We start from the raw sequence: 17,056 nt of genomic DNA, 5'->3' as shown, positions 1-17,056 counted from the left end.
TACCGAAGGACTTCAGGACACGGCTCCCAGTAGCACCACTGTGCGATGACCGCCCGCGCTCTAGACCTTGGTCTACAGTTTCGAGTTCTTAGTTTGCGTTGCGCGGTGCTATAATGCTCAGCCGTGACCTCACAGTCATAGAGAGTGGCCATGTTCGTTACCGGACGCCCGCCCCTCGAAACGTCAGTCACTACCATCCTAGCGCTGGCGAATAACACTCTACTGGTACAACCAACCTTGCGTGGTAACGACTCGAATTCCGACTCAAGAGACCATTGAGTGGAAGTGCCTACAGGGTGCATCTCGAGATCATGTCCGCGCCTAGCAAAGAAGAGAGTTTTTTTGATGTCAAACCGCTCGAAGATCATCTATACCTTCACCGACGAAGCTCCAGCTCTCGCTACCTATTCGCTACTCCCCATCGTAAAAGCCTTCGCCGCTTCTGCAGACATTGACGTCGAAACCCGTGATATATCGTTGGCTGGCCGCATCCTGGCTGGCTTTGCTGACCAGCTCGGTGCCGATCAACAAATCGAAGACGATCTGGCCAAGCTGGCCGTACTGGCCACAGCGCCAGAAGCCAACATCATCAAGCTGCCAAACATCAGCGCCTCGGTTCCTCAGCTCAAAGGCGCCATCGCCGAGCTGCAAGCTCAGGGCTACAAGATCCCTGACTTCCCAGAAGACCCGCAAACCGAGCAAGAAAAAGACGCCCTGGCGCGTTACAGCAAAGTGTTGGGCAGCGCCGTGAACCCGGTTCTGCGTGAAGGCAACTCAGACCGCCGCGCACCTGCAGCCGTTAAAGCCTACGCACGCAAGCACCCACACTCGATGGGCAAGTGGAGCATGGCTTCGCAGTCACACGCCGATTACATGCGCGACGGCGATTTCTTCTCCAGCGAACAATCCTTCACCATGGACAAAGCCGGTGATGTACGTATCGAGTTCGTTGGCAAAGACGGCAAAGTCCAACTGAAAAAAGTCGTCAGCCTGCAAGAAGGTGAGATCCTCGACGGCATGCGCATGAGCGCAAGCAAACTGCGCGACTTCTTCGAGCAAACCCTGCAAGACTGTAAAGAAACCGGCGTTATGTGGTCCCTGCACGTCAAGGCGACCATGATGAAGATCTCTCACCCGATCGTCTTCGGTCACGCCGTTAGCGTGTACTACAAGCAAGCGTTCGAGAAGCACGCCAAGTTATTTGACGAGCTGGGTGTGAACCCAAACAACGGCTTGAACAGCGTTTACGAGAAAATCAAATCGTTGCCAGCCTCGCTGCAGGAAGAAATCCTGCACGACCTGCATGAGTGCTACAGCGACCGCCCAGAAATGGCCATGGTTGACTCGGTTAAGGGCATCACCAACCTGCACATCCCGAGCGACGTAATCGTCGACGCCTCGATGCCAGCCATGATCCGTAGCTCGGGTCAGATGTGGGGCAAAGACGGCAAGCTCAAAGACACCAAAGCGGTCATGCCTGAGAGCACTTACGCTCGTATCTATCAGGAAATGATCAATTTCTGCAAAACCAACGGCGCATTCGACCCAACCACCATGGGCTCGGTACCAAACGTTGGCTTGATGGCGCAGAAAGCTGAGGAATACGGCTCCCACGACAAGACTTTCGAAATGGAAGCCAACGGCACCATGCGTGTTGTGCTTGCCGATGGCACCGTTAAAATCGAACACGAAGTTGAAGCCGGTGACATCTGGCGCGCCTGCCAGACCAAAGATGCCCCGATCCGCGATTGGGTCAAGCTGGCCGTTACCCGTGCCCGCGCATCGAACACCCCGGCCATTTTCTGGCTCGACCCAGAGCGCGCGCACGATGAGCAACTGAAGCTCAAAGTGAATGCCTACCTGAAAGATCACGACACCGACGGCCTTGAACTGCTGATCCTGGATTACAACCAAGCCATCCGTGTCAGCATGGAACGCATGATTCGTGGCCTGGACACCATTTCGGTGACCGGTAACGTCCTGCGCGACTACCTGACTGACCTGTTCCCGATTATGGAGCTGGGCACTTCCGCGAAAATGCTCTCCATCGTCCCACTGATGGCAGGCGGCGGCATGTACGAAACAGGTGCCGGCGGCTCAGCACCTAAGCACGTACAGCAACTGGTTGAAGAAAACCACCTGCGCTGGGATTCACTTGGTGAGTTCTTGGCCCTGGCTGTTTCCCTTGAAGAAACCGGGATTAAAAGCGACAACCAGAAAGCCAAGATCCTTGGCACGACACTGGATATCGCCACCGGCAAATTACTCGATAACGGCAAATCCCCTTCGCGCCGCACTGGCGAACTGGATAACCGTGGCAGCCACTTCTATCTGGCACTGTACTGGGCGCAAGCACTGGCAGCACAGACTGAAAACGCTGAACTGGCCGCTCATTTCGCGCCATTGGCCAAAACCCTGACTGAGCAAGAAGCAACCATCGTTGCTGAGCTCAATGAGGCGCAAGGCAAGCCGGTTGATATCGCCGGTTACTACCGCTCCAACCCGGAACTGACCAGCAAGGTCATGCGTCCGAGCGCAACACTCAATGCGGCAATTGATCCTCTGATCTAAACCTGCCGTTGCAACCCACACTCCCCGGCCATGTGCCGGGGTTTGTGTTTTTATTGTCTGCCGAACGAGGCATCGAGCATGAGTTGGCAACCCCATATCACCGTCGCGACCGTTGTCGAACAAGACGGCCGTTTTTTACTGGTCGAAGAACACGCCGAAGGACGCCAGGTGTTCAATCAGCCTGCGGGTCACCTAGAGGCCAATGAGACCCTCAGCCAAGCTGCACTGCGCGAAACCCTTGAAGAAACTGGCTGGGAAGTCGAGTTAACGGCCGTTACCGGCATCTATCTATACACAGCACCGACCAATGGCGTGACCTATCAGCGGGTATGTTTTGCTGCAAAAGCCATCGCTCACCATTCGGAACTGCCTCTTGATGACGGTATCATTGGCCCGCAGTGGCTCACCCGCGACGAACTGGCTGCACAGCCTGAGCGCTGGCGCAGTGAGCTGGTGTTGCGCTGCATTGATGACTACCTCGCTGGAGAGCATTTTGCTCTGAGCCTGCTGCGCGACTGATCATAGGTTCTGTTGCCATACGCTCAACCGAGACGCAAACAGACCCAGCCATCGCCGCCGACGGCGCATCCTGCTAGAATCGCGTCCTTTTGAGCTTCAGCGCCCAACTCAATGTCAGATACCAACATGCAAACGACCCCGCTTTACGACCCAGCCACAACCCGCGTAATTGTCGGTATGTCCGGTGGCGTCGACTCGTCTGTATCCGCCCTGCTCCTGCTTGAACAGGGGTATCAGGTCGAAGGTCTGTTCATGAAGAACTGGGACGAAGACGACGGCACCGAGTACTGCACAGCCATGGACGACCTGGCTGATGCTCAGGCTGTATGCGATAAAATCGGCATCAAACTGCACACCGCCAACTTTGCTGCCGAGTATTGGGACAATGTATTCGAGCACTTTTTGGCTGAATACAAGGCCGGTCGCACCCCCAACCCGGACATCCTGTGTAATCGCGAAATCAAATTTAAAGCCTTTCTCGATTACGCCCTGATCTTGGGTGCTGATCTTATTGCCACTGGCCACTATGTACGCCGCCGCGACATTGATGGCCGTACCGAACTGCTCAAAGGCCTTGATCCGAACAAGGATCAAAGCTACTTCTTGCACGCAGTGGGTGGCGAGCAAATTGCCAAGACGCTGTTTCCTGTGGGTGAGCTTGAAAAACCACAGGTGCGCGAAATCGCTGAAAAGTACCAGCTTGCAACGGCTAAGAAGAAAGATTCGACCGGCATCTGCTTTATTGGCGAGCGACGCTTTAGCGATTTCCTCAAGCAGTACCTGCCGGCACAGCCTGGCGACATTGAAACCACTGAAGGCGAAGTCATTGGCCGCCATCACGGCCTGATGTACCACACCATTGGCCAGCGCCAGGGTTTGGGCATAGGTGGCCTTAAAGATGCCAGTGACGAGCCTTGGTACGTGCTGCAAAAAGACTTGGAGCGCAATGTATTGATGGTCGGCCAAGGCAATGATCATCCCTGGTTATTTTCCAGCGCCCTGCTCGCCTCGGATATTTATTGGGTCAACCCCGTGGACCTCAGCCAGCCACGCAACTTGACCGCCAAGGTTCGCTATCGCCAAGGCGATCAAAACTGCACGCTGGAAAAGACCGCCAGCGGCTACCGGGCTACTTTCGCCATGCCTCAGCGTGCGGTAACACCCGGCCAGTCGGTGGTGTTCTATGACGGTGAAATCTGCCTTGGGGGCGGTGTAATTGAAGTCGCAGAACCTTGGAGTAGTAAGGACATGCGTCGATGAATCAAACTCAAGAGCAACTTGTCGCCCTTGGCGCTGTGTTTGAAGCTGCGGTACAGGTAGACAAACTCGCCCGTACCGGCCAATCCAGCGAAGCGGTTGCCGCCTGCCTGATTGGCAGCTTACTGGTACGCAATCCAGACTCGACCCTGGATGTTTATGGCGGTGACGATCTTAATCTGCGTGATGGTTACCGCGCGCTGATCAGCTCACTGGAGCGTGACCCTGCCAGCTTGCAACGCGAACCCCTGCGCTATGCGTTGGCACTGCTCAACCTTGAGCGGCAGTTTTCCAAACGCGACGACCTGCTGCAGATCATGGGCAGCCGCCTCGACCAGATCCAGCAGCAGGTTGAGCACTTTGGCGTGACACACGAAAACGTCATGGCCAACTGTGGCTCGCTCTACCAGGACACCATCAGCACCTTCCGCCAGCGCATTCAGGTGCAAGGTGATATGCGCCATTTGCAGCAAAGTGACAACGCCGCAAAAATCCGTGCCTTGTTGCTCACCGGGATTCGCGCTGCACGCCTCTGGCGTCAGCTAGGTGGCCACCGCTGGCAGTTGGTGTTTGGTCGCAAAAAATTGCTCGCTGAGTTATATCCCATGCTTCGCGGTTGAGATAACCGCCGCAGCTTGTTGATTTAAAAACGATTGAATAACTTCGCAGCACATCGCTGCATTCATGTGCATGAATTAAGAAAACACTCACCGCTGAACGGCCTTCGCCGAATGCGGAAATCAGCTTGTTTTCATGTATGATATGCGCCCTTTTCAATGCCCGACTGTCCGAGAACGCCTTCTTATGCAGCTTTCCTCGCTCACCGCGGTTTCCCCCGTTGATGGCCGCTATGCCGGCAAAACCAGCGCTCTGCGCCCTATTTTCAGTGAATATGGCCTGATCCGCTTCCGCGTCATGGTTGAAGTGCGCTGGCTCCAGCGCCTCGCCGCGCACCCAGGCGTGCCTGAAGTTGCGCCGTTTTCAGATGAAGCTCAAGCCGTGCTTAATGCGTTGGCTGAGAACTTTGCTGAAGAACACGCACAACGGGTCAAAGAGATCGAACGCACCACCAACCACGACGTTAAAGCCGTCGAATATCTGCTCAAAGAGCAAGCTGCGAAGCTGCCTGAGCTGGATAAGGTCAGTGAGTTCATTCACTTTGCCTGCACCTCTGAAGACATCAACAACCTTTCGCACGCATTGATGCTGCGCGAAGGTCGCGACACTGTACTGCTGCCCCTGATGCGCCAAGTAGCCGGGGCGATCCGCGAGCTGGCCGTCAGCTTTGCCGATGTGCCGATGCTGTCCCGCACCCATGGCCAGCCCGCGTCGCCGACCACCCTTGGCAAAGAACTGGCCAACGTGGTGTATCGCCTTGAGCGCCAGATCACCCAGATTGCCGCAGTACCGCTACTGGGCAAAATCAACGGCGCAGTAGGCAACTACAACGCCCACCTTTCGGCCTACGCGGATATCGATTGGGAAGCCAACGCCCGCGAGTTTATCGAAGGTGATCTGGGCCTGCAGTGGAACCCCTACACCACACAGATCGAACCACACGATTACATCGCAGAGTTGTTTGATGCCACTGCGCGCTTCAACACCATTCTGATCGACTTCGACCGTGACATCTGGGGCTATATCTCGCTCGGCTACTTCAAACAGAAGACCATCGCTGGCGAAATTGGCTCCTCGACCATGCCGCACAAGGTCAACCCGATCGATTTCGAAAACTCCGAAGGCAACCTTGGCATTGCCAACGCCCTGCTTCAGCACTTGGCGAGCAAGCTGCCTGTCTCGCGCTGGCAGCGTGACCTGACCGACTCCACCGTGCTGCGCAACCTGGGTGTTGGCTTTGCCCACAGCGTGATTGCATACGAAGCTAGCCTCAAAGGAATCAGCAAGTTAGAGCTCAATGCTCAACGAATTGCTGCAGATCTGGATGCTTGCTGGGAAGTCCTGGCTGAGCCGATTCAAACCGTTATGCGTCGCTATGCCATCGAGAACCCGTACGAGAAACTCAAAGAGCTGACACGCGGCAAGGGCATCACCCCTGCAGCGTTGATGGACTTTATTGACGGCCTCGACATGCCAACTGAAGCCAAGGCAGAGCTCAAGCAGCTCACCCCGGCCAACTACATTGGCAATGCGGTCGCGCAGGCTAAGCGCATCTAAGCAATTCAGCCGTTTAAACGCCCGGCAGTGCCGGGCGTTTTTATTTAAGGCTATACATTAATTTCAAAGGCTTAGCGATGAATCCTGATAATCCACTGCAGCTGTTGGGCGGCCTGACGCCTCGTGAGTTTCTACGCGATTACTGGCAGAAGAAACCCTTGCTGGTGCGCCAAGCATTTGCTGACTTTGAAAGCCCAATCTCACCGGACGAGCTAGCGGGCCTGGCCCTCGAAGAAGAAGTCGAGTCGCGCCTGGTCATCGAACATGGCGAGCGCCCATGGGAGTTGCGCCGCGGCCCATTTGCCGAAGATGCCTTCAGCCAATTGCCGGAAAAAGACTGGACGCTGCTCGTCCAAGCGGTTGATCAGTTCGTCCCGGATGTCGCTGAATTGATGGAAGCCTTCAAATTCCTACCGAAATGGCGCATTGACGATGTCATGGTCAGCTTTGCCGCACCAGGCGGCGGCGTTGGCCCGCACTTCGACAATTATGACGTTTTTTTGCTCCAGGGTTATGGCAAGCGTCGCTGGCAAGTTGGCCAGATGTGCGATTCCAACAGCCCGCTACTCGAACACTCGGATCTAAAGATCCTTGCTGAATTTACACCGACTGAAGAATGGGTTCTCGAGCCTGGCGACATGCTTTACCTGCCGCCACTTCTGGCCCACTGTGGTACCGCTGAGGATGATTGTATGACGTATTCCGTAGGCTTCCGCGCGCCCAGCGCCGCTGAAGTACTCACCCACTTTACTGACTTTTTGAGCCAGTTCCTGCCGGACGAAGAGCGCTACAGCGATGCTGACGCGCAACCAGCCAGCGACCCACATCAAATTCAGCATGACTCCCTGGACCGCCTGAAAGCGCTGCTCAACCAACACATGGGTGATGAACGCTTGCTGATGACCTGGTTCGGCCAGTTTATGACCGAGCCGCGCTATCCGGAATTGGTCAATGGCATCGACATTGACGAAGAACAATTCCTCGACCAGATCGAAGCCGGCGCCATAGTTGTACGCAACCCAAGCGCACGCATGGCCTGGTCCGAAGTGGGCGATGGCCTGGTGCTGTTTGCCAGCGGTCACAGCCGCATGCTGCCTGCCAGCCTGCGCGAGATGCTCAAGCTGATTTGCTCAGCCGACGCACTGCATATCGACAACCTTGGGCAATGGCTGGCAGACGACGAAGGTCGCCTGCTGGTTCTTGAACTGATCAAGCAAGGAAGCTTGGAGTTTGCAGATGAATAAGATCAGTGTTCGGCTTGCAGACTGGCACAAAGACAACGCCGATATTCGGCGTATCCGTGAAGCCGTGTTTGTTGCCGAGCAATCTGTCGCACCCGAGCTTGAGTGGGACTCTGAAGACGCCGAAGCCGCACACTTCCTAGCCTGCGAGGATGGCTACCCAGTCGGGACTGCGCGCCTGCTGGATGACGGTCATATTGGTCGTGTTTCAGTGCTCAAGGACTGGCGCGGACTCAATGTAGGCGTCGCACTGATGGAAGCAGCAGTTGCCGAGGCCGAAAAACGTGGACTGCGCCGACAAATGCTCAGCGCCCAGGTGCATGCCAGCGCATTTTATGAAAGGCTAGGCTTTACTATTATCAGTGAAGAATACCTCGAAGCCGGTATTCCACACGTAGACATGGTGCACGACAGCGACTAGACGGCCCGGCAAAACCTGCTCTTGATGCGGCTGCCGATTGGCAGTCGCCGTCAACGCAGTTTTTTGAGGTCATGATGGTCGACGACGAAGAGCAAGCTGTTGAGTTGCCCGCTATTGAATTTGAATCTCCAGGGTCATTTTCGGTACACAACCCTGAACCCGTAGCGGTGCTCGGCGAGCCCCATGAACCTGCGCCTTTCATACTGGGCCAGCACCTCTCGCTTGAACGCTTCAGCAAACCCGACCAAGCCCGCGCCCACGCGTTGGCCCTGATGCAGCAAGCCCGACGCAGCTTGTGCATCTACAGCCAGGACCTCGAGCCTTGGCTCTATCATCACAACAGCGTTCAGCAAGCCTGTAGCGTTTTTTTGCTGGCCAACCCCAAAAACCGTTTGCGGATTCTGGTCAAGGACCTCGGCCATGCCATCAAAGACGGCAGTCGGCTCATCAGTCTTTCTCGACGTTTATCCAGCAACTTGCTGATTCGAAAACTAAACCCCGATTACCCAATCGAAGATACGGCCTACCTGCTCGCCGATGACCGCGGCATACTTCTGCGTCCAGAAGCCGGTCAGTTTGCCGGGTATGCCAGCTATCAAGATGCTGGCCGGGTGCGTCTGCGTCAGGCGCAATTCAATCAAGCCTGGGAAACTAGCATTACCGACCCTGATCTTCGGAGCTTTTTGCTATGACTGCACGTCCCTTGCTGTTGTCCGCTGCGTTGCTGGCTGCCTCGCTCTGTATTAGCCAGCCCGCCCTTGCAGACACAGAGGTGATTGACCTGAACTTCCGTACTGCCGATGAAATACTACCGGTCGTTCAGTCAACCCTTGGCAACGAAGGCAAAGTTACCCCCTACGGCAATAAGCTGATCGTTAACGCCTCCAGTGAAAAAATCTCAGAAGTTCGCAGCCTGCTTGAACAACTCGACACCAAGCCTCGGCGCCTGTTGATCAGCGTCGACACCAGCGACTCAAACATCCAGACCGATCAGGGCTACAACATCAATGGCACCCTCAGCGCAGGCAATGGCGAAGTACAAGTTGGTCGCGGTGAAATCAATGGCCGCGACCAAGTGCGAATCATCAACCGCAGCACCAACAGTCGCGGCGGTGGCGTCCAGCAAGTGCAAACCAATGAGGGCTACCCTGCATTGATTCAAGTCGGTCAAAGCGTGCCACTGACCTCAACCGGCACTGGCGCTTACGGCCAGGTTTACAGCAACACAGAATACCGTGATGTCACCCGGGGCTTTTACGTGACTGCCAGCGTTACCGGCGACCAAGCGCATATTTCCCTGAGCAGCAACCGTGACCGGGTCAGCCAAAACCGCCCTGACGTGATTGAGGTGCAGAGCACCGACACCCGTGTCAGCGGGCCTATTGGCCAATGGATCACGGTCGGTGGGGTCAATGAACAGAACCAAAGCCAGGACAGCAACTTCTTGCAGCGGCGTTCGACCCAGGGCCGAGAAGATATGACCCTGCGCGTTAAGGTCGATGTAATCGATTAACAGCCGGATCTGCTCCAGCCCGGCACAAGCCTGGCCATGGCACTTATCCAGACGCGTATAGGACGATGCCTCACGGCAAAACCAGCGCCGGCAAATCAGTGACCGAAAGGTCAATAAATACCAGGCCAGTACTGACTTGCCGGTCATCAAAATAATTATGTAGTAGTGATAAAAAAGCACTACAAAACGTTTGACGAACGCTTGGCAGCGATGCATTATGGCCTCGCTCCCGCTAATCAGGGGCTCTGGAAAGAGCCTCCGGGTTGACTTCAGACTTACCGTCCGAATCGCCCGTGTTGTAAACGCCCACAAGGCAGATCGACGAGATTGCGACTGGAACGAAGTTGTCCTGAGGGACGGGGAAGCTAAAGCATCAACCAGCATGACTGTAACAGACACTGCATCGCCCAAGACATCCACGAGTCAAACGGCGAAAAATGACCCGCTCATGAGCAGATACTGCTGTCATACCACTGGTCGACATCCCCGCCTGATCCAACTCCGTATTAGTCACTTTCTCTTTATCTGTTGTGAGCCCCACAACCCGTAGCTGTTTACTACAGTTGCTGAGTGGGAAGCGGTGCTCAACCAAACACATACTTTGAAGGATTGACCATGTCAGCTTATCAAAACGACATCAAAGCCGTTGCGGCCCTTAAAGAAGCCGCCGGCAACAGCTGGAGCGCTATCAACCCTGAGTCCGTCGCTCGTATGCGCGCTCAGAACCGCTTCAAAACCGGTCTTGATATCGCCAAGTACACTGCCGCCATCATGCGTAAAGACATGGCTGAGTACGATGCTGACAGCTCGGTCTACACCCAATCGCTGGGTTGCTGGCACGGCTTTATCGGTCAGCAGAAGCTGATTTCGATCAAAAAGCACCTGAAAACCACCAACAAACGCTACCTCTACCTGTCGGGTTGGATGGTTGCTGCACTGCGTTCCGACTTCGGCCCACTGCCTGACCAGTCGATGCACGAAAAAACTGCAGTTTCTGGCCTGATCGAAGAGCTGTACACCTTCTTGCGCCAAGCTGACGCCCGCGAACTGGATCTGCTGTTTGTTGATCTGGACAATGCCCGCGAAGCTGGCGACAAGGCCAAGGCTGCTGAGATTCAGGACAAGATCGACAACTACGAAACCCACGTAGTGCCAATCATTGCTGACATCGACGCTGGTTTTGGTAACCCTGAAGCGACCTACCTGCTGGCCAAGCGCATGATTGAAGCAGGCGCTTGCTGCATCCAGATCGAAAACCAGGTGTCTGATGAGAAGCAGTGCGGTCACCAAGACGGCAAAGTAACCGTTCCCCACGAAGACTTCCTGGCCAAGATCAACGCTGTTCGCTACGCGTTCCTTGAATTGGGTGTTGACGATGGCGTAATCGTTGCCCGCACCGACTCCTTGGGCGCTGGCCTGACCAAGCAAATCGCCGTGACTAAAACCCCGGGCGACCTGGGCGACCAGTACAACTCCTTCCTTGATTGTGAAGAAGTGTCGGCAGCTGAGCTGGGCAACGGTGACGTTGTGATCAACCGCGGCGGCAAGCTGCTGCGTCCTAAGCGTCTGCCAAGCAACCTCTTCCAGTTCCGTAAAGGCACTGGCGAAGACCGCTGCGTACTGGATTGCATCACATCCTTGCAGAACGGCGCTGACATGCTGTGGATCGAAACCGAGAAGCCACACGTTGGCCAGATCGCAGCCATGGTTAACCGCATCCGCGACGTGATCCCGAACGCCAAGCTGGTCTACAACAACAGCCCATCGTTCAACTGGACCCTGAACTTCCGTCAGCAAGTGTTCGATGCATTCGTTGAGCAAGGCAAAGACGTATCTGCATACGACCGCGCCAAACTGATGAGCATCGACTACGACAACACTGAGCTGGCTCAGGTTGCCGACGAGAAGATCCGTACCTTCCAGCGCGACGGCTCTGCTCAGGCAGGTATCTTCCACCACCTGATCACACTGCCGACGTACCACACTGCTGCACTGTCTACCGACAACCTGGCAAAAGGTTACTTCGCAGACCAAGGCATGCTGGCTTACGTCAAAGGTGTTCAGCGTGAAGAACTGCGCCAAGGCATCGCCTGCGTCAAACACCAGAACATGGCTGGCTCCGATATCGGTGACAACCATAAAGAGTACTTCGCAGGTGAAGCAGCTCTGAAAGCTGGCGGTAAAGACAACACCATGAACCAGTTCGGCTAAGTCGATTCGGTTCACCTCCCCTGCACCTAGTGCATAGGGAGCCCAAAAGCCCGGCAGCGATGCCGGGCTTTTTCATATTTGTGGCGTTATAAAACCCGAAAAAAGCTGATCGATTGGTCAGGTTATTTGAATCTGTGCCGAGTTCGACTTAATATGGCGCGTATAAACAAAACTAAGCCGTGCATTTTGGATACAATTTCGCGCAAATAGTCATAGTCGCCTAGTATTGAATTGGCCGATGTGGCAACATTCATTCCGAAGAAAAGTGTAACCAAAGTCTTCGTTTGCGAGGTACGAGTAGCATGTCAGACCCAGTCGTTAATTTTTCCCAAAACTGGGCGTTTGCGGTTTTCATCCTCGGTGCCTTTGCTCTTATCGCCTTTATGCTCGGCCTCTCCAGCTTGCTCGGCAGCAAAGCCTGGGGACGCAGCAAGAACGAACCTTTCGAATCAGGCATGCTGCCAACCGGCAATGCTCGCCTGCGCCTATCGGCAAAGTTTTATTTGGTCGCGATGCTCTTCGTGATCTTCGACGTTGAAGCCCTCTATCTTTTTGCTTGGTCAGTCTCCGTCCGCGAAAGCGGCTGGGCGGGACTCATCGAAGCGACAGTCTTTATAGCAATTCTGTTGGCAGGTCTTGTCTACCTATGGCGAATCGGTGCGCTCGATTGGGCACCGCAGAGCCGTCGCGATCGACAGGCGAAGCTAAAACAATGAGGCTTTGGCGATGCAATACAACCTTACACGGATCGATCCGGATGCTCCTAACGAGCAATATCCGGTCGGCGAACGGGAGACCGTAGCCGATCCACTGCTGGACGATCAGGTCCACAAAAACATCTACATGGGCAAACTCGAAGACGTCCTCAGTGGCGCTGTCAACTGGGGGCGTAAGAACTCCCTTTGGCCGTATAACTTCGGGTTATCGTGCTGCTACGTAGAAATGACCACCGCCTTCACTGCGCCCCACGACGTAGCGCGTTTTGGCGCGGAAGTTATTCGTGCGTCACCTCGCCAAGCTGACTTCATGGTCATCGCCGGTACATGCTTTATCAAGATGGCACCGGTCATCCAGCGCCTGTATGAGCAAATGCTTGAGCCTAAGTGGGTTATCTCCATGGGGTCATGCGCTAATTCGGGCGGCATGTACGATATCTACTCGGTCGTTCAGGGCGTCGACAAATTCCTGCCTGTCGATGTGTATATCCCTGGCTGCCCACCTCGTCCAGAGGCATTCCTTCAAGGCCTGATGCTCCTCCAGGAGTCGATTGGCCAAGAGCGTCGCCCGTTATCTTGGGTCGTCGGTGATCAGGGCGTGTATCGCGCTGATATGCCTTCGCAAAAAGAACAGCGCCGTGCTGAGCGAATTGCCGTGACCAATCTGCGCAGCCCCGACGACGTATAAGCCAGGCTCACTAAGAAGCCTGCTGACTGCCGTACCCTGATTAGTGACTGAGACCATGACTGCTAATAGCTTTCTGTCCATCGCGCCGTATACGCCAGATGACCACAGTGTCATTGGCGAACTAAGCGCAAAATTTGGCGCTGAAGCCTTTACTGTGCAAACCACGCGTACCGGTATGCCGGTGCTTTGGGTTGCCCGTGAACAGCTGACCAATATCCTTACGTTCCTGCGTAACCTGCCGCGCCCCTATGTGATGCTCTATGACCTGCATGGCATAGATGAACGTCTGCGTACCCAGCGCCGCGGCCTGCCTGAGGCCGACTTCACAGTGTTCTACCACTTGATGTCGATCGAGCGGAACAACGATGTGATGATCAAGGTGGCCCTGTCTGAAGGCGACCTCAACCTGCCTAGCATCACCAGCATTTGGCCTAACGCCAACTGGTATGAGCGAGAAGTTTGGGACCTCTATGGTATCCACTTCACTGGCCACCCACACTTGACGCGGATCATGATGCCGCCAACATGGGAAGGTCATCCGCTGCGCAAGGATTATCCGGCGCGGGCCACTGAATTCGATCCGTTTAGCCTGACGCTGGCTAAACAGCAACATGAAGAAGAAGCTGCACGCTTCCGCCCAGAAGATTGGGGCATGAAGCGTGGCGGTGAGCACGAAGACTTTATGTTCCTCAACCTGGGACCTAACCACCCTTCTGCTCACGGTGCATTTCGTATCATCTTGCAGCTCGATGGCGAAGAAATTGTCGATTGCGTGCCTGAAATTGGCTACCACCACCGTGGTGCCGAGAAGATGGCTGAGCGCCAAAGCTGGCACAGTTTCATTCCGTACACCGACCGGATTGATTACCTCGGCGGGGTGATGAACAACCTGCCCTACGTGCTCTCGGTAGAAAAGCTGGCGGGGATCAAGGTTCCAGATCGGGTCGACTTCATTCGTGTGATGATGGCTGAGTTCTTCCGCATCACCAGCCACCTGCTGTTTTTGGGTACTTATATCCAGGACGTGGGCGCAATGACTCCGGTGTTCTTTACCTTCACCGACCGTCAGCGCGCCTATAAAGTGATTGAAGCCATCACCGGTTTCCGTCTGCACCCGGCCTGGTACCGCATCGGCGGCGTCGCCCATGACTTGCCGCGTGGCTGGGACAAACTGGTTAAAGAGTTCGTTGACTGGCTGCCCAAACGCCTCGACGAATACGAAAAAGCCGCACTGAAGAACAGCATTCTGCGCGGCCGGACCATTGGCGTAGCCCAGTACAACACCAAAGAGGCCTTGGAATGGGGCGTCACCGGTGCTGGCTTGCGCTCAACCGGCCTGGATTTCGATCTGCGCAAAGCGCGTCCCTACTCAGGTTATGAGCACTTCGAGTTTGAAGTGCCGCTGGCCCATAACGGCGATGCCTACGACCGCTGCATGGTCCGGGTAGAAGAAATGCGCCAGAGCATACGCATTATCGATCAGTGCCTGCGCAATATGCCGGAAGGCCCGTACAAGGCGGATCACCCGCTGACCACGCCGCCGCCGAAAGAACGCACGCTGCGCGATATCGAAACCCTGATCACCCACTTCCTGCAAGTGTCGTGGGGCCCGGTTATGCCGGCCAATGAGTCGTTCCAGATGATTGAGGCGACCAAGGGCATCAACAGCTATTACCTGACCAGTGATGGCGGCACCATGAGTTATCGCACCCGTATCCGTACGCCAAGCTTCCCGCACCTGCAGCAGATCCCTCCGGTGATTCGCGGCAGCATGGTTGCAGACTTGATTGCCTATTTGGGCAGTATCGATTTCGTTATGGCTGACGTGGACCGCTGATTATGAATACGCTCATTCAGACTGACCGTTTTGCCCTTAGTGACATCGAACGCTCAGCTATCGAACATGAAATGCATCACTACGAAGATTCTCGCGCAGCCTCTATTGAAGCGCTGAAAATCGTGCAGAAACACCGCGGCTGGGTGCCTGATGGCGCCAGCGAAGCAATTGGCCAAGTGCTGGGAATTCCCGCCAGCGACGTGGAAGGTGTTGCAACCTTCTATAGCCAAATCTTTCGTCAGCCAGTGGGTCGCCACATTATTCGCGTGTGCGACAGCATGACCTGCTTTGTCGGCGGTCATGAAAATGTATTAGGCAGTATCAAAGATCAGCTCGGGATAGAACCGGGCCAGACCACGGCTGACGGCCGCTTTACCCTGCTTCCAGTGTGCTGCTTGGGCAACTGTGACAAAGCGCCAGCGGTGATGGTTGATGACGATACCTTCGGCAATGTTCAGCCCGACAGCGTTGCCCAAATGCTGGAGGCCTACTCATGAGCCACGTACTAAGCCGCAGCACTGATGTGCTGACATCGATTGGCCCTGCCAACCTGATCAAGCGCAGCGAAGAAACCCATCCGCTGACCTGGCGTCTGCGCGATGACGGCCAGCCAGTCTGGCTTGAAGAGTATCAAGGCAAAAACGGCTATAGCGCTGCACGTAAAGCCCTGAATGAAATGGCCCAGGCCGATATCGTCCAGACCGTCAAAGATGCAGGCCTTAAAGGCCGTGGCGGTGCAGGCTTCCCTACTGGGGTGAAGTGGGGGCTGATGCCAGCGGATGAATCGCTGAACATTCGCTACCTGCTGTGCAACGCCGATGAGATGGAACCCAACACCTGGAAAGACCGGATGTTGATGGAGCAACTGCCTCACTTGCTGGTTGAGGGCATGCTGATCAGTGCCCGCGCGCTAAAAGCCTACCGCGGATACATCTTTCTGCGCGGTGAATACGTCGACGCGGCGACCAACCTCAATCGGGCGATTGAAGAAGCCAAAGCCGCTGGCCTGCTGGGTAAAAACATCCTCGGCAGTGGTTTTGATTTCGAGCTAATCGTGCACACTGGGGCGGGTCGCTACATCTGCGGTGAAGAGACCGCACTGATCAACTCGCTGGAAGGCCGCCGCGCCAATCCACGGGCCAAGCCACCCTTCCCGGCCGCTGTCGGGGTTTGGGGCAAGCCGACTTGCGTCAATAACGTAGAAACCCTGTGCAACGTGCCGTCAATTATCGACCACGGCGTTGATTGGTACAAAACCCTGGCGCGCCCAGGCTCTGAAGACATGGGCACCAAGCTCATGGGCTTCTCCGGCAAGGTCAAGAACCCGGGGCTGTGGGAGCTGCCGTTCGGCGTACCCGCCCGCGAGCTGTTTGAAGACTACGCTGGCGGCATGCGTGATGGCTTCACTTTAAAAGCCTGGCAGCCAGGCGGTGCCGGTACTGGTTTCTTGTTGCCCGAGCATCTCGACGCGCCCATGTATGCAGCCGGGATCGCCAAAGTTGGCACCCGCATGGGTACAGGTTTGGCGCTGGCGGTTGATCACAGCGTCAACATGGTCTCCTTGTTGCGCAACATGGAAGAATTCTTCTCCCGCGAATCCTGTGGCTGGTGTACGCCATGCCGCGATGGCTTGCCCTGGAGCGTGAAAATTCTGCGCGCATTGGAGCGCGGCCAAGGCACCCGTGAAGACATCGAAACCTTGCTCGGGCTGGTCAATTTCCTTGGCCCCGGCAAGACCTTTTGTGCGCATGCACCGGGCGCTGTTGAGCCGTTAGGCAGCGCAATCAAGTATTTTCGGGACGAGTTCGAGGCCGGTGTTTCAAGCCAGCCAGTTCCTCCCGCGACGGGGCAATTCGCTCCCGCGTAACGATTTTAGGCTCTGGTGGCCAGGTCAAACTGGCCCGGAG

15 protein-coding genes are annotated in these 17,056 nt (G+C 55.5%); all 15 read left to right on the top strand.

What is annotated here, in order from left to right; genetic code table 11:
* Positions 1 to 345: 345 nt before the first annotated feature.
* The 15 genes from ACIGCM_RS19510 (at position 346) to nuoF (ending at position 17,016) form a co-directional block, all read left to right on the top strand.
* Positions 346 to 2,571 carry an NADP-dependent isocitrate dehydrogenase gene (locus ACIGCM_RS19510; RefSeq protein ID WP_397503706.1) on the top strand — a complete coding sequence of 742 codons (2,226 nt, stop codon included), beginning with the start codon at positions 346 to 348 and terminating at the stop codon, positions 2,569 to 2,571.
* 78 nt (positions 2,572 to 2,649) lie between these two features.
* On the top strand, positions 2,650 to 3,090 hold the full coding sequence (locus tag ACIGCM_RS19505) for an NUDIX hydrolase (RefSeq protein WP_397503705.1): 441 nt from the start codon (positions 2,650 to 2,652) through the stop codon (positions 3,088 to 3,090).
* A 126-nt stretch (positions 3,091 to 3,216) separates the two neighbouring features.
* On the top strand, positions 3,217 to 4,350 hold the full coding sequence (mnmA, locus tag ACIGCM_RS19500) for a tRNA 2-thiouridine(34) synthase MnmA (RefSeq protein WP_397503704.1): 1,134 nt from the start codon (positions 3,217 to 3,219) through the stop codon (positions 4,348 to 4,350).
* Positions 4,347 to 4,967, top strand: coding sequence for a high frequency lysogenization protein HflD (hflD, locus tag ACIGCM_RS19495; protein WP_397503703.1), 621 nt, complete (start codon positions 4,347 to 4,349; stop codon positions 4,965 to 4,967). Before mnmA ends, hflD begins: the two co-directional genes overlap by 4 nt.
* A gap of 184 nt (positions 4,968 to 5,151) precedes the next feature.
* Positions 5,152 to 6,522 carry an adenylosuccinate lyase gene (gene purB, locus ACIGCM_RS19490; protein ID WP_397503702.1) on the top strand — a complete coding sequence of 457 codons (1,371 nt, stop codon included), beginning with the start codon at positions 5,152 to 5,154 and terminating at the stop codon, positions 6,520 to 6,522.
* A 77-nt stretch (positions 6,523 to 6,599) separates the two neighbouring features.
* On the top strand, positions 6,600 to 7,766 hold the full coding sequence (locus ACIGCM_RS19485; RefSeq protein ID WP_397503701.1) for a JmjC domain-containing protein: 1,167 nt from the start codon (positions 6,600 to 6,602) through the stop codon (positions 7,764 to 7,766).
* Positions 7,759 to 8,184, top strand: coding sequence for a GNAT family N-acetyltransferase (locus ACIGCM_RS19480; RefSeq protein WP_397503700.1), 426 nt, complete (start codon positions 7,759 to 7,761; stop codon positions 8,182 to 8,184). The genes ACIGCM_RS19485 and ACIGCM_RS19480 overlap by 8 nt, the downstream gene beginning before the upstream one ends.
* A 74-nt stretch (positions 8,185 to 8,258) precedes the next feature.
* Positions 8,259 to 8,876 carry a histone acetyltransferase HPA2 gene (locus ACIGCM_RS19475; RefSeq protein ID WP_397503699.1) on the top strand — a complete coding sequence of 206 codons (618 nt, stop codon included), beginning with the start codon at positions 8,259 to 8,261 and terminating at the stop codon, positions 8,874 to 8,876.
* Entirely contained in the window at positions 8,873 to 9,697 is an 825-nt protein-coding gene (locus ACIGCM_RS19470; protein ID WP_397503698.1) for a secretin N-terminal domain-containing protein, read from the top strand. Before ACIGCM_RS19475 ends, ACIGCM_RS19470 begins: the two co-directional genes overlap by 4 nt.
* Positions 9,698 to 10,312: 615 nt before the next feature.
* Positions 10,313 to 11,908, top strand: coding sequence for an isocitrate lyase (locus tag ACIGCM_RS19465; protein ID WP_397503697.1), 1,596 nt, complete (start codon positions 10,313 to 10,315; stop codon positions 11,906 to 11,908).
* Between the two features lie 302 nt (positions 11,909 to 12,210).
* Positions 12,211 to 12,624: an NADH-quinone oxidoreductase subunit A gene (locus ACIGCM_RS19460; RefSeq protein WP_397503696.1), complete on the top strand. Its 414-nt coding sequence runs from the start codon at positions 12,211 to 12,213 to the stop codon at positions 12,622 to 12,624.
* Between the two features lie 10 nt (positions 12,625 to 12,634).
* A complete protein-coding gene (locus ACIGCM_RS19455; protein WP_010483912.1) occupies positions 12,635 to 13,312 on the top strand; it encodes an NADH-quinone oxidoreductase subunit B family protein in 678 nt (225 codons plus the stop codon).
* Between the two features lie 55 nt (positions 13,313 to 13,367).
* Positions 13,368 to 15,149, top strand: a complete 1,782-nt coding sequence (gene nuoC, locus ACIGCM_RS19450; protein ID WP_397503695.1) for an NADH-quinone oxidoreductase subunit C/D — start codon at positions 13,368 to 13,370, stop codon at positions 15,147 to 15,149.
* A gap of 2 nt (positions 15,150 to 15,151) precedes the next feature.
* The gene (gene nuoE, locus ACIGCM_RS19445) at positions 15,152 to 15,646 is read left to right on the top strand and encodes an NADH-quinone oxidoreductase subunit NuoE (RefSeq protein WP_397503694.1); all 495 of its coding nucleotides are present in this window, start codon (positions 15,152 to 15,154) and stop codon (positions 15,644 to 15,646) included.
* The gene (gene nuoF / locus ACIGCM_RS19440; RefSeq protein WP_397503693.1) at positions 15,643 to 17,016 is read left to right on the top strand and encodes an NADH-quinone oxidoreductase subunit NuoF; all 1,374 of its coding nucleotides are present in this window, start codon (positions 15,643 to 15,645) and stop codon (positions 17,014 to 17,016) included. Before nuoE ends, nuoF begins: the two co-directional genes overlap by 4 nt.
* The last annotated feature ends 40 nt before the right edge of the window (positions 17,017 to 17,056 follow it).

Origin of the sequence: Pseudomonas sp. NPDC078700, from assembly GCF_044542375.1 — a bacterium.
Classification (GTDB): domain Bacteria; phylum Pseudomonadota; class Gammaproteobacteria; order Pseudomonadales; family Pseudomonadaceae; genus Aquipseudomonas.
The sequence above is the reverse complement of the archived record's forward strand: the minus strand, read 5'-3'. Positions and strand labels throughout refer to the sequence as shown.